22 protein-coding genes are annotated in these 22,030 nt (G+C 62.9%); 19 read left to right on the top strand and 3 right to left on the bottom strand.

Annotated elements, in window-relative coordinates:
• Positions 1-39 precede the first annotated feature (39 nt).
• Positions 40-447, bottom strand: coding sequence for a lactoylglutathione lyase (gloA, locus tag AC07OK_RS04760; RefSeq protein ID WP_494689199.1), 408 nt, complete (start codon positions 445-447; stop codon positions 40-42).
• Positions 448-617: 170 nt separating this feature from the next.
• On the opposite strand from gloA, the gene AC07OK_RS04755 reads away from it, so the two are divergent.
• From AC07OK_RS04755 to cobA, 15 genes are all read left to right on the top strand, one after another.
• Positions 618-1,715: a DUF3667 domain-containing protein gene (locus AC07OK_RS04755; protein ID WP_494689198.1), complete on the top strand. Its 1,098-nt coding sequence runs from the start codon at positions 618-620 to the stop codon at positions 1,713-1,715.
• Positions 1,716-1,862: 147 nt separating this feature from the next.
• Complete coding sequence (locus AC07OK_RS04750; RefSeq protein ID WP_494689197.1) at positions 1,863-2,771, top strand: NAD kinase; 909 nt, start codon at positions 1,863-1,865, stop codon at positions 2,769-2,771.
• A 15-nt stretch (positions 2,772-2,786) separates the two neighbouring features.
• Entirely contained in the window at positions 2,787-4,439 is a 1,653-nt protein-coding gene (gene recN / locus AC07OK_RS04745; RefSeq protein WP_494689196.1) for a DNA repair protein RecN, read from the top strand.
• 14 nt (positions 4,440-4,453) lie between these two features.
• On the top strand, positions 4,454-5,296 hold the full coding sequence (locus AC07OK_RS04740) for a polysaccharide deacetylase family protein (protein WP_494689195.1): 843 nt from the start codon (positions 4,454-4,456) through the stop codon (positions 5,294-5,296).
• Between the two features lie 47 nt (positions 5,297-5,343).
• Positions 5,344-6,453, top strand: a complete 1,110-nt coding sequence (gene hemH / locus AC07OK_RS04735; RefSeq protein WP_494689194.1) for a ferrochelatase — start codon at positions 5,344-5,346, stop codon at positions 6,451-6,453.
• Between the two features lie 424 nt (positions 6,454-6,877).
• Complete coding sequence (gene grpE / locus AC07OK_RS04730; protein WP_217944955.1) at positions 6,878-7,420, top strand: nucleotide exchange factor GrpE; 543 nt, start codon at positions 6,878-6,880, stop codon at positions 7,418-7,420.
• Positions 7,421-7,511: 91 nt separating this feature from the next.
• A complete protein-coding gene (dnaK, locus tag AC07OK_RS04725) occupies positions 7,512-9,458 on the top strand; it encodes a molecular chaperone DnaK (RefSeq protein WP_494689193.1) in 1,947 nt (648 codons plus the stop codon).
• Between the two features lie 121 nt (positions 9,459-9,579).
• The gene (gene dnaJ / locus AC07OK_RS04720) at positions 9,580-10,710 is read left to right on the top strand and encodes a molecular chaperone DnaJ (protein ID WP_494689192.1); all 1,131 of its coding nucleotides are present in this window, start codon (positions 9,580-9,582) and stop codon (positions 10,708-10,710) included.
• A 103-nt stretch (positions 10,711-10,813) separates the two neighbouring features.
• The gene (can, locus tag AC07OK_RS04715) at positions 10,814-11,491 is read left to right on the top strand and encodes a carbonate dehydratase (protein WP_494689191.1); all 678 of its coding nucleotides are present in this window, start codon (positions 10,814-10,816) and stop codon (positions 11,489-11,491) included.
• Positions 11,492-11,624: 133 nt separating this feature from the next.
• Positions 11,625-12,248 carry an ANTAR domain-containing response regulator gene (locus AC07OK_RS04710; RefSeq protein ID WP_494689190.1) on the top strand — a complete coding sequence of 208 codons (624 nt, stop codon included), beginning with the start codon at positions 11,625-11,627 and terminating at the stop codon, positions 12,246-12,248.
• A 376-nt stretch (positions 12,249-12,624) separates the two neighbouring features.
• Positions 12,625-13,797: a CmpA/NrtA family ABC transporter substrate-binding protein gene (locus AC07OK_RS04705; protein WP_494689189.1), complete on the top strand. Its 1,173-nt coding sequence runs from the start codon at positions 12,625-12,627 to the stop codon at positions 13,795-13,797.
• A gap of 12 nt (positions 13,798-13,809) precedes the next feature.
• The gene (gene ntrB, locus AC07OK_RS04700) at positions 13,810-14,697 is read left to right on the top strand and encodes a nitrate ABC transporter permease (RefSeq protein ID WP_494689188.1); all 888 of its coding nucleotides are present in this window, start codon (positions 13,810-13,812) and stop codon (positions 14,695-14,697) included.
• Between the two features lie 12 nt (positions 14,698-14,709).
• On the top strand, positions 14,710-15,516 hold the full coding sequence (locus tag AC07OK_RS04695; RefSeq protein ID WP_494689187.1) for an ABC transporter ATP-binding protein: 807 nt from the start codon (positions 14,710-14,712) through the stop codon (positions 15,514-15,516).
• Positions 15,516-16,187, top strand: a complete 672-nt coding sequence (locus AC07OK_RS04690) for a methyl-accepting chemotaxis protein (RefSeq protein WP_494689186.1) — start codon at positions 15,516-15,518, stop codon at positions 16,185-16,187. The genes AC07OK_RS04695 and AC07OK_RS04690 overlap by 1 nt, the downstream gene beginning before the upstream one ends.
• Positions 16,188-16,197: 10 nt before the next feature.
• Positions 16,198-16,953 carry a uroporphyrinogen-III C-methyltransferase gene (cobA, locus tag AC07OK_RS04685; RefSeq protein ID WP_494689185.1) on the top strand — a complete coding sequence of 252 codons (756 nt, stop codon included), beginning with the start codon at positions 16,198-16,200 and terminating at the stop codon, positions 16,951-16,953.
• Here the strand turns inward: cobA and AC07OK_RS04680 are convergent.
• Entirely contained in the window at positions 16,943-17,887 is a 945-nt protein-coding gene (locus AC07OK_RS04680) for an alpha/beta fold hydrolase (protein ID WP_494689184.1), read from the bottom strand. The genes cobA and AC07OK_RS04680 overlap by 11 nt on opposite strands.
• 37 nt (positions 17,888-17,924) lie before the next feature.
• Complete coding sequence (locus tag AC07OK_RS04675; RefSeq protein WP_494689183.1) at positions 17,925-18,563, bottom strand: transglycosylase domain-containing protein; 639 nt, start codon at positions 18,561-18,563, stop codon at positions 17,925-17,927.
• A 4-nt stretch (positions 18,564-18,567) separates the two neighbouring features.
• On the opposite strand from AC07OK_RS04675, the gene AC07OK_RS04670 reads away from it, so the two are divergent.
• From AC07OK_RS04670 to AC07OK_RS04655, 4 genes are all read left to right on the top strand, one after another.
• On the top strand, positions 18,568-18,738 hold the full coding sequence (locus AC07OK_RS04670) for a hypothetical protein (protein ID WP_494689182.1): 171 nt from the start codon (positions 18,568-18,570) through the stop codon (positions 18,736-18,738).
• Entirely contained in the window at positions 18,735-19,850 is a 1,116-nt protein-coding gene (locus AC07OK_RS04665; protein WP_494689181.1) for a sensor histidine kinase, read from the top strand. The genes AC07OK_RS04670 and AC07OK_RS04665 overlap by 4 nt, the downstream gene beginning before the upstream one ends.
• Positions 19,732-20,421, top strand: a complete 690-nt coding sequence (locus AC07OK_RS04660; RefSeq protein WP_494689180.1) for a LytR/AlgR family response regulator transcription factor — start codon at positions 19,732-19,734, stop codon at positions 20,419-20,421. The genes AC07OK_RS04665 and AC07OK_RS04660 overlap by 119 nt, the downstream gene beginning before the upstream one ends.
• 289 nt (positions 20,422-20,710) lie before the next feature.
• Complete coding sequence (locus tag AC07OK_RS04655; protein WP_494689179.1) at positions 20,711-22,030, top strand: MFS transporter; 1,320 nt, start codon at positions 20,711-20,713, stop codon at positions 22,028-22,030.

Here is a 22,030-nt window from a genome sequence, read left to right as displayed (position 1 = left end):
ACAAAAAACGCCGGTTCAGTTTTTGAACCGGCGTTTTTTTTAGAGCCCGGCGCCCTGGCCGTCGAAGCTGCGTTCGATCAATTCGATCTTGTAGCCGTCCGGGTCGGTGACGAAGGCGATCACGGTCGCGCCGCCCTTGACCGGACCCGGCTCGCGCGTGACGGCGCCGCCGTTGGCCTTGACGGCGGTGCAGGCGCTGACGATGTCGTCGGCCGAGATCGCGATGTGACCGTAGGCGGTGCCCAGCTCGTAGCTGGTCTGGCCGTAGTTGTAGGTCAGCTCCAGCTCGGCGTGTTCCGGATTGGAACCGTAGCCGAGGAAGGCCAGCGTGTACCGGTACTCGGGATTGTCGCTGGTGCGCAGCAGCTTCATGCCGAGCACCTTGGTATAGAAATCGATCGAGCGCTGGAGGTCGCCGACCCGCAGCATGGTGTGCAGAATACGCATCGTGGTCTTTCGTGGGGGAGGGTAAATCAGAATTCTATGCGTTTTGTCGCTATTCCGTTTTGGCGAGGTGTTTTTGCCACGGTCGCCGCATTGAATCCTGACAACTATCGCCTGAAGTCGTTTATCATTTGTACACTTTTTCCCACGCCTTTATCGATCAGGATGTTTGCATGAGCACTGCTGTAACCCAGGAACACGACGCCCACGCGCCGTCGGCCAATTGCCCCAACTGCGAGGCGGTGGTCAGCGGCCACTTTTGCTCGAACTGCGGCCAGGAAGCCATCCTGCATCACGCCAGCACGCGCGAGTTCCTGCACGAGTTCGTCGGCCACTACGTGGCGCTGGAGGGCAGGCTGTGGGGCACGGTGATGCGCCTGCTGTTCCGTCCCGGCGCGCTGACCCTGGAATACATCCGCGGCCGCCGCGTGCGCTTCGTGCAGCCGCTGCGCCTGTATCTGACGCTGAGCTTGCTGTTCTTCGCCATCATGAAGTTCTCCGGCGGCTTTGATCCCGGCGTGGGCGACAACGACAAGGCCGAGACGGTGGTGGCGAACGGCACGGCGGCCGCGGTCGGCAAGGTCGCCGAGGCGCAGGCCACCGTGGCCGGCAAGCTCAAGCCGCTCACGCCGGAAGAGCTGCGCGGCAAGAGCGCCGCCGAGGCGGCGATCGACGACATGCAAAAGGAATTCAAGCTGGAGCAATCGAGCGCCGCACGCGCAGCCGAACCTGGCAAGGCGAAACAGCCGGCGAAGGCGAAGGAGAAGGACCAGGACATGAATGACCTGAACTTCACCGTGTTGGACAAGGACGGCGATTTCCTGAACCGCTGGCCGGCGCTCAAGCACAAATGGCAGGCCTTCGAACACCTGCCCAACGGCGAAAAGGGCAAGGTCTTCACCGAAGGCTTCTACCACTACGCGCCGTATGCGATCTTCTGCCTGATGCCGGTGTTCGCGCTGATGCTCAAGGTGCTGTACCTCGGCTCGGGCAAGCGCTTCGGCGAGCACCTGCTGTTCGCGCTGCACACCAACGCCTTCGCCTTCTTCATCTACAGCGTGATCCTGCTGGTGCCGTCCGGCCTGGTCGGTTTCGTGCTGTGGTGCTGGCTGTTGGGCTATCTGCCGTGGGCCATGCGGCGCGTGTACGGCGGCAGCCGCTGGGGCGTGTTCTTCCGCTGGGGCACGCTGATGACCTTTTATTCGATGGCGATCGGCGTGGCGGTGTTCCTGTCGATGATGGCCGGGATCATGAGCGTCGGCGGCCACTGAGGTCCTTGCAGTCTGGCCGCCGGCACACTATACTGCGCAAAATACTGTTTAAATGTACAGTTGTGAGCAGGGCGGGTGATAGCAGAAGCCTGCGTTATGGGTTACTCTGCTGCGTGTCGCCGACCTCACCCTTTTGCCGAGATTTTTATGACCGCCACGCACGCCGTTTATCAAACCATCGCACTGGTCGTGCGCCAGAACACCGACGGCATCGCCGAATCGGTGCGCAGCGTGGTCGATTTCCTGCAACAGGACGGCTACACGGCGGTGTTTGAAGAGCAGACCGCCGCCCATCTGGGCTTCGAGATGGCCAACGTGCGGGTGATGAGCGCCACCGAAATCGGCGCCCACTGCGACGCCGCCATCGTCATGGGCGGCGACGGCACCATGCTGGGCATCGCGCGCCAGCTGGCGCCGTTCGACGTGCCGCTGATCGGCATCAACCAGGGCCGCCTGGGCTTCATGACCGACATCCCGCTCGACGCCATGCTCGACGTGCTGCCCAAGATCCTGGCCGGCCGCTACAAGGCCGAGCGCCGCACGCTGCTCGAAGGGCGCGTGGTGCGCAACGGCGACACCATCCACGTCGGCCTGGCCGTCAACGATGTCGTGGTCTCGCGCGGCGCCGGCGCCGGCATGGCCGAGCTGCGGGTCGACGTCGACGGCCACTTCATGTACAACCAGCGCTCCGACGGCTTGATCATCTCGACCCCGACCGGCTCCACCGCGTATGCGCTGTCGGCCGGCGGGCCGCTGCTGCATCCCAGCCTGGGCGGCATCGTGCTGGTGCCGATCGCGCCGCACGCATTGTCGAACCGGCCGATCGTGCTGCCGGAGTCGAGTGCGATCGTGATCGAGATCGTGCGCGGGCGCGACATCTCGGTCAACTTCGACATGCAGACCTTCGCCAGCCTGACCGCGCAGGACCGGATCATCATCCAGCGTTCGCCGCACTCGATCACCTTCCTGCACCCGGAAGGCTGGAGCTACTACAACACGCTGCGCGAAAAGCTGCACTGGAATGAACATCCTTCCGCTGAAGGCAAACTCAATTAACCTCACCAGGCCTCCATGCTCCGTACTCTGTCCATCCGCGATTTCGTCATCGTCGACACCATCGAACTGGAATTCTCCGCAGGCTTCACCGTCTTCACCGGCGAGACCGGCGCCGGCAAATCGATCCTGATCGACGCGCTGACGCTGGCGCTGGGCGGGCGCGGCGACGCCAGCGTGGTGCGCGAGGGCGCGGCCAAGGCCGACATCACGGCGGACTTCGCGCTCAGCGAACAGGCGCGCGCCTGGCTGGCCGCCAACGAGTTCGCGGTGGAGGAGGGCGGCGCGCTGCTGCGCCGCGTGATCGACAACGCCGGCCGCAGCAAGGCCTACATCAACGGCATCGCGGCGACGGCGGCGCAGTTGCGCGAGATCGGCGACATGCTGGTCGATATCCACGGCCAGCACGCGCACCAGTCGCTGATGAAGACCGAGGCGCAGCGCGTGCTGCTCGACAGCCAGGCCGGCGCCGGCAACGATGTGAAGGCGGTGACGCTGGCCTACCGCGCCTGGCGCGCGCTGGGCAAGCAGCTGGAGGAGTTCGAGACCAACGCCGCCAACGTGCTGTATGAACGCGAGCGGCTGGAGTGGCAGGTCAACGAGCTGGAAAAGCTGGCCGTCAAGCCGGGCGAGTGGGCGGAGGTCAGCAATGAACAGAGCCGCCTGTCGCACGCCGCCAGCCTGCTGGAGGGCGCGCAGGAAGCGCTGACGGTGATCTCGGAGGCGGAGGAGCAGCCCATCCTGTCGCAGCTGTCGGCGCTGAACCAGAAGCTGGGCAAGCTGGCCGGCATCGACACCGGCTTGCAAGCCATCGTCGACCTGATCGAACCGGCGCGCATCCAGTTGCAGGAAGCCGTGTATGCGCTCAACGATTACCTGGACCGGGTCGACCTCGATCCCGAGCGGCTGCGCAAGGTGGAGGCGCGGATGGACGCGATCCACTCGGCGGCGCGCAAGTTCCGCGTCACCGAAGAGCAGCTGCCGGAGGAGCACAGCAAACTGGCCGAGCGCCTGTCGCAGATCGCCGACGCCAGCGACATCGAAGGCTTGCGCAAGCAGGAAGAAAAACTCAAGGCGGCATACATGGAGCAGGCGCAGCGCCTGTCCGGCACGCGCGCCAAGGCGGCCCGCCAGCTGAGCGACGCGGTCACCCAGGCGATGCAGGAACTGAACATGACGGGCGGCCGCTTCGAAGTCGCGCTCAACGCCGGCGAGCCGGGCGCGCATGGCCTGGAGCAGGTGGAGTTCCTGGTGGCCGGCCATGCCGGCGTGGCGCCGCGCTCATTGGCCAAGGTGGCCTCGGGCGGCGAACTGGCGCGCATCTCGCTGGCGATTTCGGTGATCACCTCGAACGCCACCACCACGCCGACGCTGATCTTCGATGAAGTCGACAGCGGCATCGGCGGCGGCGTGGCCGAAGTGGTGGGCCGCCTGCTGCGCCGCCTGGGCCAGGAGCGCCAGGTGCTGTGCGTGACGCACTTGCCGCAGGTGGCCAGCCAGGCCGGCCAGCACTTCCAGGTGGCCAAGGGCACGCTGGAAAACGGCAAGACCGCCTCGCGCATCGACGTGTTGGACTCGAAGGCCCGCGTCGAAGAAGTGGCGCGCATGCTGGGCGGCCTCGAAATCACCGCCACCACCCGCAAGCACGCGCGCGAGCTGCTGGCCTCCTGAATCGGAATAATCGAATGATACGTATGTTGATGGCAGCTGGCCTGCTCGCGGCCAGTTCCTGGGCGCTCGCCACCGAACAAGTCCAGCCGGCGGCCGCCGCGCCGCAGGATGAATCGGCGGCGATACGCCAGCACCATTTCAAGCGCCTCAACGAGCGCCTGACCGTGGAGCCGGCGGTGCTGGAAAGCCGCTGCCGCTACGAGTCCGACATCGCCACGCCGCCGCCGCTGAACCGCGTCGCGCTGACCTTCGACGACGGCCCCACCGCGCCCGGCACCGAGAATATCCTGGAGGTGCTGAAGAAGTACAAGGTCCACGCGACCTTCTTCATGATCGGCGAGAAGGCGCAGCAGTATCCCGAGCTGGTGGCCAAGGTGCGCGCGGCCGGTCACGATGTCGTCGCCAATCACTCGTGGAGCCACCCCAACTTCCACGACATCGACGTCGCCCGCCAGACCAGCGAAGTGCTGCGCACCGACAACCTGGCCGGCGCGGACGGCCCCAAGCTGTTCCGCTACCCGTATGGCAATTCGACCTGCGAGACCAACCAGCTGGTGCGCGAGCATGGCTACAAGATCGTCGGCTGGCACATCGATTCCTGCGACTGGGCCTACGACCGCACCGGCGCCGTCGACGCGCGCGAAGCGATTTCCTGCGGCGTGCCGCACCAGTTCATGAAGGACTACGTCGGCCACGTGCTGGCCGCCGCCCGCGCGCGTCGCGGCGGTATCATCCTGATGCATGAAATCCACCCGAACACGCTGAGAAGCCTGGACGCCGTCATCGCCGGCCTGCTGGCCGACGGCTTCGGTTTCGGCATGGTCACCGACGCCGATTTCCAACCATCGCTACGCTAGGCTAACTATAATGGCAGGCTGTCCTATACACGCTGCCATTGGCCTACATGACCTTCCTCAAAGAACCTCCCTACAAGCATGGCACGGTTGGCCGTAGCGCCATCGTGCTGGTCAACCTGGGCACGCCCGACGCGCCGACCCGCTCGGCGGTGCGCCGCTACCTGAAGGAATTCCTGTCCGATCCGCGCGTGGTCGAGATTCCGCGCGCGGTATGGTGGTTCATCCTCAACCTGATCATCCTGCCGTTCCGCTCCGGCCAGTCGGCCAAGAAGTACGCGTCGATCTGGACCCGCGAAGGCTCGCCGCTGAAGGTGCACACCGCCGCCCAGGCCATGCTGCTGCGCGGCGCGCTGGGCGAGCGCGGCCACCAGAACCTGACCGTGGCGATGGCCATGCGCTACGGCTCGCCGTCGCTGCCCGAGGTGCTGGCCAAGCTGAAGGCCGACGGCGTCGAACGCATCGCCGTGCTGCCCGCCTATCCGCAGTATTCCGGCACCACCACCGGCTCGATCTACGACGCCGTGTTCGGCCATTACGGCGCGGTGCGCAACCTCCCCGAGCTGCGCTTCGTGCGCAACTACCATGACCACGATGGCTACATCCGCGCGCTGCGCCAGTCGGTGCAGGCGCACTGGGACGCCCACGGCCGCCCGGACCAGCTGGTGCTGAGCTTCCACGGCGTGCCCAAGCGCACGCTGATGCTGGGCGATCCCTACCACTGCGAATGCCTGAAGACCGCGCGCCTGCTGGCCGCCGCGCTGAAACTGTCGCCAGATCAATATGTCGTCACCTTCCAGTCGCGCTTCGGCAAGGCGGAGTGGCTGCAACCCTACACGGCGCCTACCATCGCCCAGCTGGCGCGCGACGGCGTCCAGCGGGTGGACGTGCTGTGCCCCGGCTTCACCAGCGATTGCCTGGAAACCCTGGAAGAAATCGCGATGGAAGTGCGGCACGACTTCGAACAGGCCGGCGGCCGGGAATTCCACTACATCCCCTGCCTGAACGAAACGCCGGCCTGGATCGCCGCCCTGGCGGAAATTGCCGAACAGCACATGATCGGCTGGCCGACGCAGATGGTTGCGGCCCAGCATGATGAAGTGAAGAAAGATGCAGAGATCGGCCGCGCCGCCGCCCTCAAACTGGGCGCCGCCGACTGAAAAGAGGCAATCTCGCCACAACTCCGTCCGGGCAGCGTAATCAGCACTTGCGGGTGACGAGTGCCAGCCTGTTAAAATAGCCGGCTGAAGGGGAAGTCGGCATAGCAGATCCATGCCGCCGCCAAGACGATGTACACCAGGATGGATGCTGCAATCAGTGGCAACTTCATGGTGAGGCGCTCCCGGAAAAACTGCCGCGACGGTTGTCATTAGTACATCTTAGCCGCTGCGGTGCAAAAAAGTAGAGCCTGCACAGACGAAGTTTTGTAACGCGTGTTACATGAGCTCGCTTGCGGGGCAATGCGTGCTGGCGGTGATGAAATAACGGGCAGAATAACCCTTGAAAACATAGGTTATCGCCCCATTTGCAGCCAGTGCAGTAAGAAAAGTAATGTCAAACAAATACGATAGTAGGAGTCTATAGATGCAAGATCAGGAAAACCAAGCCGTACCTAATCCAGAGGCGGCAGCAGCCGCTGCGTCGGCCCCGCCATCGAATCCTGACCAGCCTACGCTGGAGGAACAGCTGTCGGCTACCGAAGCGAAACTGGCCGAGATGCACGACGCTTTCATGCGCGCCAAGGCCGACGGTGAAAACATCCGTCGCCGCGCCCAGGAAGACGTGGCCAAGGCCCACAAGTTCGCCGTTGAAAGCTTTGCCGAAGCCATGGTGCCGGTCAAGGACAGCCTGGAAATGGCCCTGAAAGTCGAAACGCCATCGATCGAATCGCTGAAGGAAGGCGTGGAAATGACGCTCAAGCAGCTGTCGTCGGCCTTCGAGAAAAACCGCCTGCTGGAGATTCTGCCGGCCCAGGGCGACAAGCTGGACCCGAACAAGCACCAGGCGGTTGCCGTGGTGCCTGCGGACCAGGAAGCCAATACGGTAGTTTCCGTACTGCAAAAAGGCTATATGATCGCGGACCGCCTGCTGCGTCCCGCCATCGTGACCGCGGCGCAAGCAAAGTAATTTGCAGATTCGCCGAAGTAAGCACTTGAAAACATACAGCTTTTCCACATATTAGTACCATCTGAACTTTAGCAAATAAGGAAGAAAAATCATGGGTAGAATTATCGGTATCGATCTGGGAACCACGAATTCCTGCGTTTCCATCATGGAAAATGGTCAGCCAAAGGTAATCGAAAACGCCGAAGGCGCGCGCACGACGCCATCGATCATTGCTTACCAAGAAGATGGTGAAATTCTGGTCGGCGCGCCGGCAAAACGCCAGGCAGTGACCAATCCTAAGAACACGCTGTTCGCCGTCAAACGTCTGATCGGCCGCAAGTTCGACGAAAAAGAAGTGCAGAAGGACATCGGCCTGATGCCTTACTCGATCATGAAAGCCGACAACGGCGACGCATGGATCGGTGTGCGCGACAAGAAACTGGCGCCGCCGCAGATCTCGGCTGAAGTGCTGCGCAAGATGAAGAAAACGGCAGAAGACTACCTCGGTGAAGAAGTCACCGAAGCCGTCATCACCGTGCCTGCGTACTTCAACGACTCGCAGCGCCAGGCCACCAAGGATGCCGGCCGTATCGCGGGCCTGGACGTCAAGCGCATCATCAACGAGCCAACCGCGGCCGCACTGGCTTTCGGCCTGGACAAGACCGAAAAGGGCGACCGCAAGATCGCCGTGTATGACTTGGGCGGCGGTACCTTCGACGTGTCGATCATCGAGATCGCCGACGTCGATGGCGAAAAACAATTCGAAGTGCTGTCGACCAACGGCGACACCTTCCTGGGCGGCGAAGACTTCGACCAGCGCATCATCGATTACATCATCGAAGAGTTCAAGAAGATCAACGGCCTGGACCTGAAAAAAGATCCGATCGCCCTGCAACGCATCAAGGCTTCGGCCGAGCGCGCAAAGATCGAACTGTCGTCGTCGCAGCAGACCGAAATCAACGAGCCGTACATCGCCATGGCGAACGGCGCGCCGGTCCACCTGACGCTGAAGATGACCCGCGCCAAGCTGGAATCGCTGGTTGAAGAGTTGATCAACGCGACCATGGAACCATGCCGCATCGCCATCAAGGATGCCGGCGTCAAGGTTACCGACATCGACGACATCATCCTGGTCGGCGGTATGACCCGCATGCCCAAGGTGCAGGAAAAAGTTAAAGAGTTCTTCGGCAAAGACCCGCGCAAGGACGTCAACCCGGATGAAGCCGTCGCCGTTGGCGCCGCGATCCAGGGCTCGGTGCTGTCGGGCGAGCGCAAGGACTTGCTGCTGCTGGACGTGACGCCGCTGTCGCTGGGTATCGAAACCCTGGGCGGCGTGATGACCAAGATGATCCACAAGAACACCACGATTCCTACCAAGTTCTCGCAAGTGTTCTCGACCGCCGACGACAACCAGCCTGCGGTGACCATCAAGGTCTACCAGGGCGAGCGTGAAATCGCGGCCGGCAACAAGGGCCTGGGCGAATTCAATCTGGAAGGCATCCCGCCGGCATCGCGCGGCACGCCACAGATCGAAGTGACCTTCGACATCGACGCCAACGGCATTCTGCACGTCGGCGCCAAGGACAAGGCCACCGGCAAGGAAAACAAGATCACGATCAAGGCCAACTCCGGCCTGACCGAAGCCGAGATCCAGAAGATGGTGAAGGATGCCGAAGTCAACGCCGAAGAAGACAAGAAAGTGAAAGAGCTGGCCGAATCGCGCAACCAGGCCGACGCGCTGGTGCACTCGACCCGCAAATCGCTGACCGAATACGGCGACAAGCTGGAAGCGGGCGAGAAGGAAAAAATCGAAGCCGCGATCACCGACCTGGAAGGTTCGATCAAGGCCGGCGACAAGGCCGAGATCGACGCCAAAGTGGCATCGCTGTCGACCGCTTCGCAGAAGCTGGGCGAGAAGATGTACGCTGACATGCAGGCGCAGCAAGCTGCCGCCGGCGGCGGTGCTGAAGGCGCGCAGGCTGGCGCAGGCGCCGAGCAGGCCAAGCCGCAGGACGACGTGGTCGACGCCGACTTCAAAGAAGTCAAAGACAGCAAGTAATATCGCCGTCCCCGCATAGGGGAGGACGAGCGCCGAGTCGTGTGGCCGTGTATAACGGCGCCGGCTCGGCTTTTTAGCATAAACAGTACATCAGTATTCAATACAGCAAGGTGCCGACAATATGGCAAAGCGAGATTTCTACGAGACACTTGGTGTCGCCAAAAACGCGTCGGAAGACGAGATCAAGAAGTCGTATCGCAAACTGGCGATGAAATACCATCCGGACCGCAATCCGGACAGCAAAGAGTCGGAAGAAAAATTCAAGGAAGTCAAAGAAGCCTACGAGATGCTGACCAATCCGGAGAAGCGCGAAGCGTATGACCGTTACGGTCACGCCGGCGTCGATCCGAACATGGGTGGCGGCGGTGGTTTCGGCGGCGGCGCCGGCGGTTTCGGCGATGCCTTCGGCGACATCTTCGGCGACATCTTCGGCGGTGGCGGCCGTGGCCGCGGCCAGGGCCCGCAGGTATATCGCGGCGCTGATTTGCGCTATAACCTGGAGATCACGCTGGAGCAGGCCGCGCACGGCTTCGACACCACCATCCGCGTACCGTCGTGGGACAAGTGCGACACCTGCCACGGTTCGGGCGCCAAGCCCGGCACCTCGCCGGTCACGTGCTCGACCTGCGCCGGCCACGGCCAGGTGCGCATGCAGCAGGGCTTCTTCAGCATCCAGCAGACCTGCCCGAAATGCCACGGCACCGGCAAGATCATCCCCGAGCCATGCGCAGCCTGCGCCGGCCAGGGCCGCATCAAGCGCAACAAGACGCTGGAAGTGAAGATCCCGGTCGGCATCGACAACGGCATGCGCATCCGCTCGTCCGGCAACGGCGAACCGGGCACCAATGGCGGACCGTCGGGCGACCTGTATGTGGAAATCCACATCAAGCCGCACTCGGTGTTCCAGCGCGAGGGCGACGACCTGCATTGCGAAATGCCGATCTCGTTCGCCAAGGCGGCTTTGGGCGGCGACATCGAGGTTCCGACATTGTCTGGTAAAGTGTCGTTCACGATCCCTGAAGGCACCCAGTCGGGCAAGACCTTCCGCCTCAAGGGCAAGGGCATCAAGGGCGTGCGTTCCGGCTTCGCGGGCGATCTGTTCTGCCACGTGGCGGTCGAGACCCCGGTCAAGCTGACCGAGAAGCAGAAGGACATGTTGCGCGATTTCGAGAAGCTGACCACCGAAGGCGGTTCCAAGCACAGCCCGCAAAGCAAAACCTGGCGCGACAAGGTGAAGGACTTTTTTGAGTAAAGGTTACGAGTAACTGCGACGTCATGCAGTCTTGGTAATATCGGACCGCCGCGCCACTCTTTTCGGGTGGACCGGCGGTCTTCTTATGTACGAGAGGAGCATCATGAGTGATCTGGACAACAGCAATTCCCCGTTGAGCGACCTGCTGGACAACAACCGTCGCTGGGCCGAATCGGAAGTCGAGCGCGACCCCGATTTCTTCAACCGCCTGGCGCAGCAAGCTTCGCCGGAATACCTGTGGATAGGCTGCTCCGACAGCCGGGTGCCGGCGAACGAGCTGCTGGGCCTGGCGCCTGGCGATGTCTTCGTCCATCGCAACATCGCCAACGTGGTGGTGCACTCGGACTTGAACTGCCTGTCGGTGCTGCAGTTCGCGATCGACGTGTTGAAGGTCAAGCACGTGATCATCGTCGGCCACTACGGCTGCAAGGGCGTGCACGCGGCGATGACCGGCACCCGCATCGGCCTGGCCGACAACTGGCTGCGCCACGTGCAGGACGTGCACCAGAAGCACGAGCGCTACCTCGGCGACATCCTGCCGAGCAAGAAGCGTTCGGAGCGCCTGTGCGAGCTGAACGTGGTCGAGCAGGTGGCCAACGTCTGCCAGACCACCATCGTGCAGGACGCCTGGGACCGCGGCCAGAACGTCACGGTGCACGGCTGGGTCTACGGCCTGAAGGACGGCAAGTTGCACGACCTGGAGATGACCGTCTCCGCCGCCCATGAACTGGCGCCGCGCGTGACCAAGCGCCTGGGCGTGTACGAGGAAGAAATCGCCTGATTTCCGACGCGGTCCGTTGCTATGCCGTGCGTGCGGACCGCTACCGCTGGCAGGACAGCGGCTTTGTGCCGTAGAATGGATTGATTCTTGCTTGCATAAGCGTCATGAACCAACTCCAATACCTTGCATGACCATGAAACATTTACGCATAGTGGTCGTCAACACCATCATCCACGCCGGCGACGAGGATGATGAATCGCTGCGCGCGCAGGCCGAACGGGCCCGCGCGCTGCGCATCGGCTTGCTCGAGGCGGGCTACGACATCGTCGCCTCGCTGCCGCCGGACATGTATTTGCCCGAGCGCATAGCCCAGCTGCAACCGGACATGATCATCGTCGACGCCGAATCCGACGCCCGCGACGTGCTGGAGCACATCGTCATCGCCACCCGCGACGAGCGGCGCCCCATCGTCATGTTCACCGAGAGCGACGACACCGAGAGCATGGAGGCCGCCATGGCGGCCGGCGTGTCGGCCTACATCGTGGCCGGCCTGCAGAGCGACCGCATCAAGCCGGTGCTGCAAGTGGCGCTGGCGCGCTTCAAGCGCGAGCAGAAGCTGCTGGACGAACTGTCCGACACCAAGAGCAAGCTGGCCGAACGCAAGATCATCGAACGCGCCAAGGGCCTGTTGATGGAACGCCAACGTTTCACCGAAGAGCAGGCCTTTCAAAAGCTGCGCAGCATGGCCATGAGCAAGAACCTCAAGCTGTCTGAAGTCGCCCAGCGCATCCTCGACGTCGAAGACCTGCTCGGTTAAATCCCGTCCAAAATGATGCACTGCGCAATAGCAGTGCGTTTTCTGCGCCATCGCACGGCGCCGTCATCCGCACCATCCTCGTTTCCTTCCTCTGCAAACTTGCTGGCACAGACATTGCATAGCCTATAGGCAAGCGCAACGATGCGCTTGCTGTACCTCGCCAACGGCGGTGAGGTCCACCAGACAACGACGTCTACACTCATGAATCCGTTCATGTTGGGTAGACTTTTTTTTTGCCGTTTTGTCTTGCTGACTACTTGAGGGATTTGCGATGGAATATGAAGAACCAAAAGCGGGCAACGACCTGCCATCCGATACTGTGAACACCAAGCGTCGGCAAATCATTCATGGCGCAGGCCTGGTAGCGGGGGGAAGCATGTTGGGATTGGCAACGGGTGGAGTATGGGCGGCGGGTTCGGACAAGCCGGAGAAGGAAGAAATCAAGATCGGCTTCATTCCGCTGACCGATTGCGCGTCGGTGGTGATGGCCTCGGTGCTGGGCTTCGATAAAAAATACGGCGTCAAATTCGTACTGAGCAAAGAGGCTTCCTGGGCCGGCGTGCGCGACAAGCTGGCCAACGGCGATCTCGACGCAGCCCATGTGCTGTATGGCCTGCTTTACGGCGTGCAGATGGGCATCGGCGGCCAGAAGAAGGACATGGCGGTGCTGATGGGCCTGAACAACAACGGCCAGGCCATCACGCTGTCGAAGAAGCTGGCCGACAAGGGCGCCGTCGACGGCCCGTCGCTGGCCAAGCTGATGCAGACCGACAAGCGCGAATACACCTTCGCCCAGACCTTCCCGACCGGCACCCACGCGATGTGGCTCTACTACTGGCTGGCCGCCAACGGCATCAATCCGATGAAGGACGCCAAGGTCATCACCGTGCCGCCGCCGCAGATGGTGGCCAATATGCGGGTCGGGAACATGGACGGCTTCTGCGTGGGCGAACCGTGGGGCCACCGCGCCATCATGGACGGCGTCGGCATCACCGCCACCACCACCCAGGACATCTGGAAGGACCATCCGGAAAAGGTGCTCGGCTCGACGCTGGAATTCGCCAAGAAGAACCCGAACACCTGCCGCGCGATGATGGCCGCCATTCTCGACGCCGGCAAATGGATCGACGCCTCGCTGGCCAACAAGAACAAGATGGCCGAGGTCATCGCCGACAAATCCTACGTCAACACCAGCAAGGACGCGATCGACCAGCGCATCATGGGCCGCTACCAGAATGGCCTGGGCAAGACCTGGGACGACCAGAACTACATGAAGTTCTACAACGACGGCGCGGTCAACTTCCCCTACCTGTCGGACGGCATGTGGTTCATGACGCAGCACCGCCGCTGGGGCCTGCTGAAGGAAGACCCGGACTACCTGGCCGTGGCCACCTCGGTCAACCAGATCGACTTGTACAAGGACGCCGCGGCGATGACCAAGACGCCGGTGCCGAAAAGCCCGCTGCGCACCTCGAAGATGATGGATGGTTCCGTATGGGACGGCAAGAACCCGAAAGCGTTCGCCGCCTCCTTCAAGATCAAAGCCTGATAGGGGAATGCCATGAACGCCATGCTCCAACCGGAAAGCGCCGCGCCAGTAGAGGCAGCGGCCGCGGTGCGCCGTCCACGTCGCCCGCTGGCGGCCAATTCGGCGTCTCGCGCGCGGCAGCAGGTATCTGCCACCGCGATGAAGATCGTCGCGCCGTTGCTGGGCGCCGCGCTGCTGGTGCTGGTCTGGCAGATCATCACCATCAACAATACCAGCTTCCCGACGCCGCTGGCGACCTTGCAGGAAGCGATCAAGCTGTTCTCCGATCCGTTCTACAGCAAAAGCCCGAACGACCAGGGCATAGGCTGGAATATCCTGGCGTCCTTGCAGCGGGTGGCGGTGGGCTTCGGCCTGGCGGCGCTGGTGGGCATTCCGCTGGGTTTCCTGATCGGCCGCGTGCAATTCGTCGGCAGCATGTTCGGGCCGATTATCAGCCTGCTCAAGCCGGTGTCGCCGCTGGCCTGGCTGCCTATCGGGCTGTTGGTGTTCAAGTCCGCCAACCCTGCCGCCATCTGGTCGATCTTCATCTGCTCGATCTGGCCGATGATCATCAACACCGCCGTCGGCGTACAGCGCGTGCCGCAGGATTACATGAACGTGGCCAAGGTGCTGAACCTGTCGGAGTGGAAGGTGCTGACCAAGATCCTGCTGCCGTCCGCGCTGCCCTACATCCTCACCGGCGTGCGGCTGTCGATCGGCACCGCGTGGCTGGTGATCGTCGCGGCGGAAATGCTGACCGGCGGCGTGGGCATCGGCTTCTGGGTGTGGGACGAGTGGAACAACCTGAATGTCCCGCACATCATCGTCGCCATCGTCGCCATCGGCGTGGTCGGCCTGATGCTGGAGCAGGCGCTGATGGCGCTGGCCCGCGCCTTCACCTACGAACAAGTATCCAACTAAAGGACCACGATCATGGACGAGCCAAAATTCATCGATATCGAAGGCGTGGAGATGGTGTTCCATACCCGGAAGGGCGTGTTCCACGCGCTGCGCGAGATCGACCTGACGGTGCGCAAGGGCGAATTCATCACGCTGATCGGCCACTCGGGTTGCGGCAAATCGACCTTGCTGAACCTGATCGCCGGCCTGCTGAAACCCACGGACGGCGTGCTGCTGTGCGCCAACCGCGAGATCGCCGGGCCGTCGCCGGAGCGCTCGGTGGTGTTCCAGAACCACTCGCTGCTGCCCTGGTTGACCTGCTACGAAAACATCCACCTTGGCGTGGAGCGGGTGTTCGGCAAGACCGAGCCGCGCAGCCAGCTGCGCGAGCGCACCATGCAGGCGTTGGCGCTGGTGGGACTGACGGCGGCGGAGTCCAAGCGTCCGCATGAAATCTCGGGCGGCATGAAGCAGCGTGTCGGCATCGCCCGCGCGCTGGCGATGGAGCCGAAAGTGCTGCTGATGGACGAGCCCTTCGGCGCGCTCGATGCGCTGACCCGCGCGCACCTGCAGGACGAGCTGCTGAAGATCGTCGCCGCCACCAAGTCGACGGTGGTGATGGTCACGCACGATGTGGACGAGGCGGTGCTGCTGTCTGACCGCATCGTCATGATGACCAACGGTCCGGCAGCGACCATCGGAGAAATCGTCGACGTGAAGCTGGATCGTCCGCGCGATCGCGTGGCGCTGGCGCAGGATGCGCGCTACAGCGAGTACCGCACCGCAGTGCTGGAGTTCTTGTATCGCAAACAAGCCCACCCCACGAAGGAAGCCGCCTGATGGACATGACCACACCCCCCATGGCGCTGGAAGGCGCCGCCAAGAAAGCGCTGACCGGTGAAATGTTCGGCGCCTTGATCAACCTGTCGGGCCGTCGTCGCTTCACGTCGCAGCGCATCGTTCTGTATGCGTTGCTGGCGTCGCAAGGGCAGGCGGAGGGTGTGGCCATCGCGCAGGAGGCGCTGGCGTTGTTCCGTGGCGCCCACAAGTCCCTGCTGGCCGAGAAGGATGGCTTGCCGGGCGTGTTCTGTCCCGAGCTGCACGAGGCCTATTTCGGCAAGGCGGATGGCGATCGCCAGATCGTGGCCTTTGCCGACCTGGGCGAGCGCACCGTGAAGGCGATCGAACAGGGTTCGTCGCGTAGCGCGGAGCTGCTGGCGGAGCTTGTGCGCATCACCACGCCGACGCTGGCGATCCTCAATACGATCACCAGCATCTACGAAGAGCAGGCCAAGCTGAACGCGCGCCTGGTGCGCAAGCAGCTGCGCGACGTGATCACCGATATCGATACGATCAACCGCCAGGCGCGCATGGTGGCCTTCAACGCACGCATCGTCGCGGCGCGGGCGGGACACGCAGGCAAGGAATTCTCGGTGGTGGCGGGCGTACTGTCCAACATCACCGGCGAGATTGATGAAATGGTCAGCGCGGCGCTGGCCGCCGCAGGTTAAGGAGAAGATGATGAGCAACGTGACCCTGGTAGGCGCCGGCCCCGGCGATCCGGAACTGCTGACACTAAAGGCCGTCCGCGCCATCGAGCGTGCCGACGTGGTGCTGATCGATGACCTGGTCAACCCGGAGATACTCGGCTTCGCGCCGCCCACCGCGCGGGTGATCCAGGTCGGCAAGCGTGGCGGTTGCGCATCCACGCCGCAGGAATTCATCGAGCGGTTGATGATCGCCGAAGCGCGCGCGGGGCATCGCGTGGTGCGGCTCAAGGGCGGTGATCCGTATTTGTTCGGCCGTGGCGGCGAAGAGCGCGCATCGCTGCGCGCGCACGGCATCGAGGTCGAGGTGGTGCCGGGCATCAGCAGCGGCCTGGCCGCGCCGACCAGCATCGGCATTCCGCTGACGCACCGCTCGTGGAGCCAGGGCGTGACCTTCGTCACCGGCCATGGCAAGGATGCGGAGTCGGAGCCCGAATGGAAAGCGCTGGCGCAGAGCGGCCTGACGCTGGTGATCTACATGGGCGTGGCGCGCGTGGATGCGATCCAGGCCGGCCTGCTGGCCGGCGGCGCGGCGGCCGATACGCCGGTGGCGGTGGTGCAATCGGCCACGCGCGACAACCAGCGGCAGTTGCTGACCACACTGGGCCAGCTGCCACAAGCACTGCGCGACAGCGGCCTTGGCAGCCCAAGCATCATCGTCGTCGGCGACGTAGTGCGCTGCGCGGATGATTGGCAGTCGATTATCGAACCGGTGCGCGCTAGCGCTTGACGCCAGACTTGAACCACGCCGCCAGGCCGGCGACGAAATCCTGCAGGTTGGCCTTGTCCGGTGCTTGCAGCGCGTGGCTGGCATTGGGGTATTCGATGAAGGTGAATTGCTTTTCCGGGTGAGCTGAGAAGTAGTCCCGTAGTGCTCGTCCGGATTCAATAGCTTCGCTGTCGTCCTTCTCGCCCATCGCCGCGACCATCGGGATATCCAACTGCGCGTAGGTGGTCAGCGGGTCATGGAAAAGGTGCGAACTCCAGTAGCGATAGGGATGGCCGAAGAATGTCTTGTTCAGGCTTTGCGGGTCCGCCTTGATCGCCTCAAAGGTCTTCAGGAAGATCTCGCGTGAGAACGGCGATGCATAGGGCTGCACGCCGCGGTCGGCAAAGATCAGGAAGCTCTGGCTTTGCGGCAGGCCGCCACTGCCTCCCGTGGCGAGCCAGCCTATCTTCGGGCTGCGCAGCGCCACGATGGGCGCTACCGCTCCGCCTTCGGAGAAGCCCAGCAGCGCCAGGCTGCGCGCGCCCATGGCCTTCAATGTCGGTTCCTGTTCAATGAACGCCAGGGTATCGCTGACCCGGCGTTCCAATGTATCCGCTTCGTTGTAGGCTTCGGAGCATGCCTTGCCGTCCGCCCCTTTCTGGATGCCGAGCTTTTCAAGGAAGTAGACATCCGCTGGCGCCGGATAGCGCTCGAAGAAGAACGGAACGCGGCTGCCGAAGTCTTTGCAGCCCGATCCACTTAGCAGCACGATAGGCGTCGCGGCCCCGTTGTTTGCCGCATCGTGCAAATGGTAGTAACGGCGCGCCTGTCCATCGATCTGGATCGTCGTCTCATCCAGCACGCGCGCGGCGAAAGCCGATGTGGTGAAAAAGGCGGAGGTGGCCGCCAGCATGGCGACGTGGAGAGTTTGGCGTATGGTCATGGCCGCCAGCATATGTCAGCCTTGTAATATCGTCAATAAGCCGGCGGTGCTACGGGGCGCACTGCGTGTACGAGGTATCGAACCACCCGGCCGGCTTGCACTTGCCGTTCACCAGCGCCTGTATGCGCGCCACGCGCAGCGCGTGCGCGGCCGGATTCCTGATGGGGTGATACAGATTCGGCGCCTTGATCATCGCCACCAAACCGATGAACTCTGGTTCCGTGGCCTGCTCCAGCGGCTTGTCGAGATAACTCTGCGCCGCCGACGCCAGTCCTTTCACTTGCCCCCCGCGATTGCTGCCCATGTAGACCTCGGACACGTACAGGGCCAGCTGCTTGTCCTTGGGCAGCCTGGCGTTCAGGACGAGGGCCATGACGTCGCGCCCGAAGTCCACATGTTTGCAGCAATTGAAAACGCCGCGGTACAGCGTCTGAAAGGCGCCTTCAATGCCGTCCAGACTGCGCCCCGACAAAAATACCTGGCTCGCCACGGCGGAAGAAATCGTGGCGAAGCCCTGGCCGTCGGCGAGACTCAGGCCGGGGTGCTGGTAGAACGTCGGGTCTTCGACTTTGAGCAGGATATCTATCTGCCGCGCCGACAAACCGGTCGGGGCGGCCGGCACGTCCGGCATGGCGTCACTGAGCGACACCATCGCCCAGCTGCCGGCGATGATGAGATACGCGAGCATTCCCTTGCCGATCATCCTGAGAAGCATGGCTTTCCTTTTCTGTGTGGAGATGCCGATTCTGGACCTGCCGGACCAGCACTTCGGCGCCGGTGTGACGAAATCCCGCTACGGCGTGACAGCTTCCGCCGGCATCGCCGTTGGCAGCATATCCGCCTGCTATACTCGCTGCCGATGAATACCGCGCCCTCCCTAGTCGTCCCGCATGCGCCCTGGCCGGCTGCCGCGAAAACCGTTTTTCTTAACGTGCTGGCCTGGGCGGCGATCAGTGGCTTCGGCGCGTTCGGTAACTACAACGACCATGCCACGCAAGGCTTCCTGGGTCTCTGGATAAAATGGTGCGGCGAGTACGTGCCCATGACGGTGCTGAGCTCCGGCCTGTGCCTGGCGCTGGATCGATGGCCCGCATTGTTTGAGCGCCGCCGCAATGTGGTTGGGCTGTTCCTCGCGATGGTGCTCGTGTTCCAGCCACTCCAGTGGTTCTACATCGACTGGGTGCGCGGCGGCAGCCTGGAGGACGCGTGTCAGGTGCTGTCGAAGATGCGCCGCTACGGCTGGTTCATGAGCAGCGCCACCTTCGCCATCATCGTCGCCCTCGGCAACTGGCGCCTGGCCAGGGTCCGTGAACGCGTCTGGCGGCAGGCGCACACCGAGAACCTGCAGTTGTCCCTGGCGCTGGAACAGCAACGCATGCTGGCCCTGCGTGCGCAACTCGAACCGCATTTCATCTTTAACGCGCTCAGCGCGATCAGCGCCTTGGTCCGCAGCGGCGACAAGGCGGTCTCGCTGAACGGTATCAATCGCCTCAGCGACCTGCTGCGCTATGCCTTGTCGGCCAGTCTGCGCGACCACGTCAGCCTGGGTGAAGAACTGCAGTTCGTCCAGGACTATACGGATTTGCAGCGCCTGCGCTACGGCGACCGTCTGCACATCAGCATCGATTGCGACGATGAGCTGCTGCATGCCACCGAATCCAGGCACCGGACTTGGACTGGCAAACACGCGGGCGCGGCTGGTGATGTCAAATCCGCTCGCCTCGCTGCATGCCGAGCGGCGCGGCGACCGGTTCTTTGCGGAGATCCGCTTGCCGCTGGCGGTGCCGGACTAAATGCCCGTCACTTATATCATCGTCGACGACGAACCGCCGGGACGCGCGAATCTGCGGCTGGCAATGGAGTCCCATCCGGACTGGCAACTGCTGGCCGAATGCGACAGCGCAGCCGCCGCCCGCAACGTGCTGGCGACAAGCTGCGTCGATGCGATATTCCTGGATATCCAGATGCCGCGTGAAACGGGCCTGGCGATGGCGCGCGAGTTGAGCCGCCTGTCCGCGCCGCCGCTGATCATCTTCGTGACGGCCTTTAACACCCATGCCGTGGATGCGTTCGAAGTCCATGCGCTTGACTACCTGCTTAAACCTATCGACGATGGGCGACTGGCCAAAACCGTCGAACGGGCCACCCACATGCTGCGATACCGCCTGGCCGAAGGCTATGGCAACGCCTTGCGCGGTTATGTCGACTTCGCGCCAGACCGGTATCTCGAAGCGATCAGCGTGCGTTCGATCGGCTACATCGAGCAGATCCGGGTGGACGACGTGCTGTGGCTTCAATCGGCCGGCAACTATGTCGAGCTGCACCTGGCGTCCCGCAAGGTGCTGCACCGCATACCACTCAGCCGCCTCGAACCGCTGTTGAAGCCCGCTGACTTCCTGCGAGTGCATCGGGCGGCGATCGTCCGCCGCGACCAGATCAAGCGACTAACAAGAGTCGGCGACGGGCGCTACCTGCTCACATTGCGCTGCGATGCGCAGGTTCCGGTGAGCGAACGCTATGTCGATGCCTTGAAAGCTTGCATGTAATGCACCGCCGGCGCGCACCGCCAGCGCGCACCGATAGCGTGCATCGTGCACCGCAACATAGCACGACGCCAGTGCGAACCAGGCCCGTTGCGGCCTTCTCCCCCTGTAAACAGGCCTTGCGCGGTATGGCACGGCTCTTGCAATACAGAAGCTAAGGGATCAACGGCGATCCCCCCGAATACAACCGCCGACCCAAAGACGGGGCGGCAGGACAACGGCGTCCGCCCAACCTGGTCTTAGGTGACCTTGGTTGCGCGGGCGCCTTTTTGTTTTCTGAACGGGATAATAAATGGCCACCAAAGCTACCAGCATCAAGCTCTTTTCGATTTCAACGCCTCAGATGCGGGCGTTCCACTTGACCTGGATGGCGTTCTTCGTCTGCTTCTTCGCCTGGTTTGCCTGCGCACCGCTGATGCCGGTGATTAAAGGTGAATTCGGCCTGAGCGTCGCGCAGATCGCCAACATCAACATCGCCGCCGTCGCCATCACCATCCTCGTGCGGCTGGTGGTAGGCCCTCTGTGCGACCATTTCGGTCCACGCAAAACCTATACGGGCTTGCTGCTGTTGGGTTCCATCCCGGTGATCGGTGTCGCTTTCGCGCAGAGCTACGAGAGCTTCCTGCTGTTCCGCCTTGGTATCGGCGCGGCCGGCGCCAGCTTCGTCATCACGCAGTACCATACCTCGGTGATGTTCGCGCCCAAGGTGGTGGGCACCGCCAACGCCGCGGCCGCAGGTTGGGGCAATGCCGGCGGCGGTGTAGCACAAGCCGTGATGCCGCTGCTGATGACCGCCATGGTCATGCTGGGCGTGAGCGAAACCTACGGCTGGCGCGCCGCGCTGCTGGTGCCGGGCGTGCTGATGATCGTCATGGCTGGTGTCTACTACCGTTTTACCCAGGACTGCCCGCAAGGGAACTTCAGTGAACTGCGCGCAGCGGGCATCACCATCGACGGCGGTAGCAAGGGCACTGCCCGAGCAGGCGGCTGGGATAGTTTCAAGCTGGCCTCCACCAACTACCGCGTATGGATGCTGTTCATTACCTACGGCGCCTGCTTCGGCATCGAGATCTTCATCCACAACATCGCCGCGATCTACTACGTCGATCACTTCAAACTGACGCTGCCCCAAGCCGGCATGGCGGCGGGCAGCTTCGGCCTGCTGGCGTTGTTCGCTCGTGCGCTGGGCGGCTGGGTGTCGGACAAATTCGCCGCCGCCGGCAACCTGAATAACCGCGTCACGCTGCTGTTCGTGCTGATGCTGGGCGAAGGCGCCGGCCTGCTGTTGTTCGCCAACGCCGGCACCGCCGCACTGGCAATCGGCGCCATGCTGGTATTCGGCCTGTTCACCCACATGGCCTGCGGCGCGACCTACGCCATCGTGCCTTTCGTCGACAAGCGCGCCCTGGGCGGCGTGGCCGGCATCATCGGCGCGGGCGGCAACGTCGGCGCCGTGGCTGCGGGCTTCCTGATGAAGGGCCTGGGCAATGTGCAGCAAACCTTGAGCATCCTCGGCATCGTCGTCGCCGCATCCGCGCTGTGCGCACTGGCGGCACGCTTCAGCAGCAGCGCCGTCGAAGAAACCGCAACCGCCGCCGAGCTGGCAGCCTAA

This window comes from Duganella sp. GW821-FHT07G03 (assembly GCF_059418605.1).
Note: the sequence above shows the minus strand (reverse complement) of the source record. Positions and strands in the feature narration are given on the sequence as shown.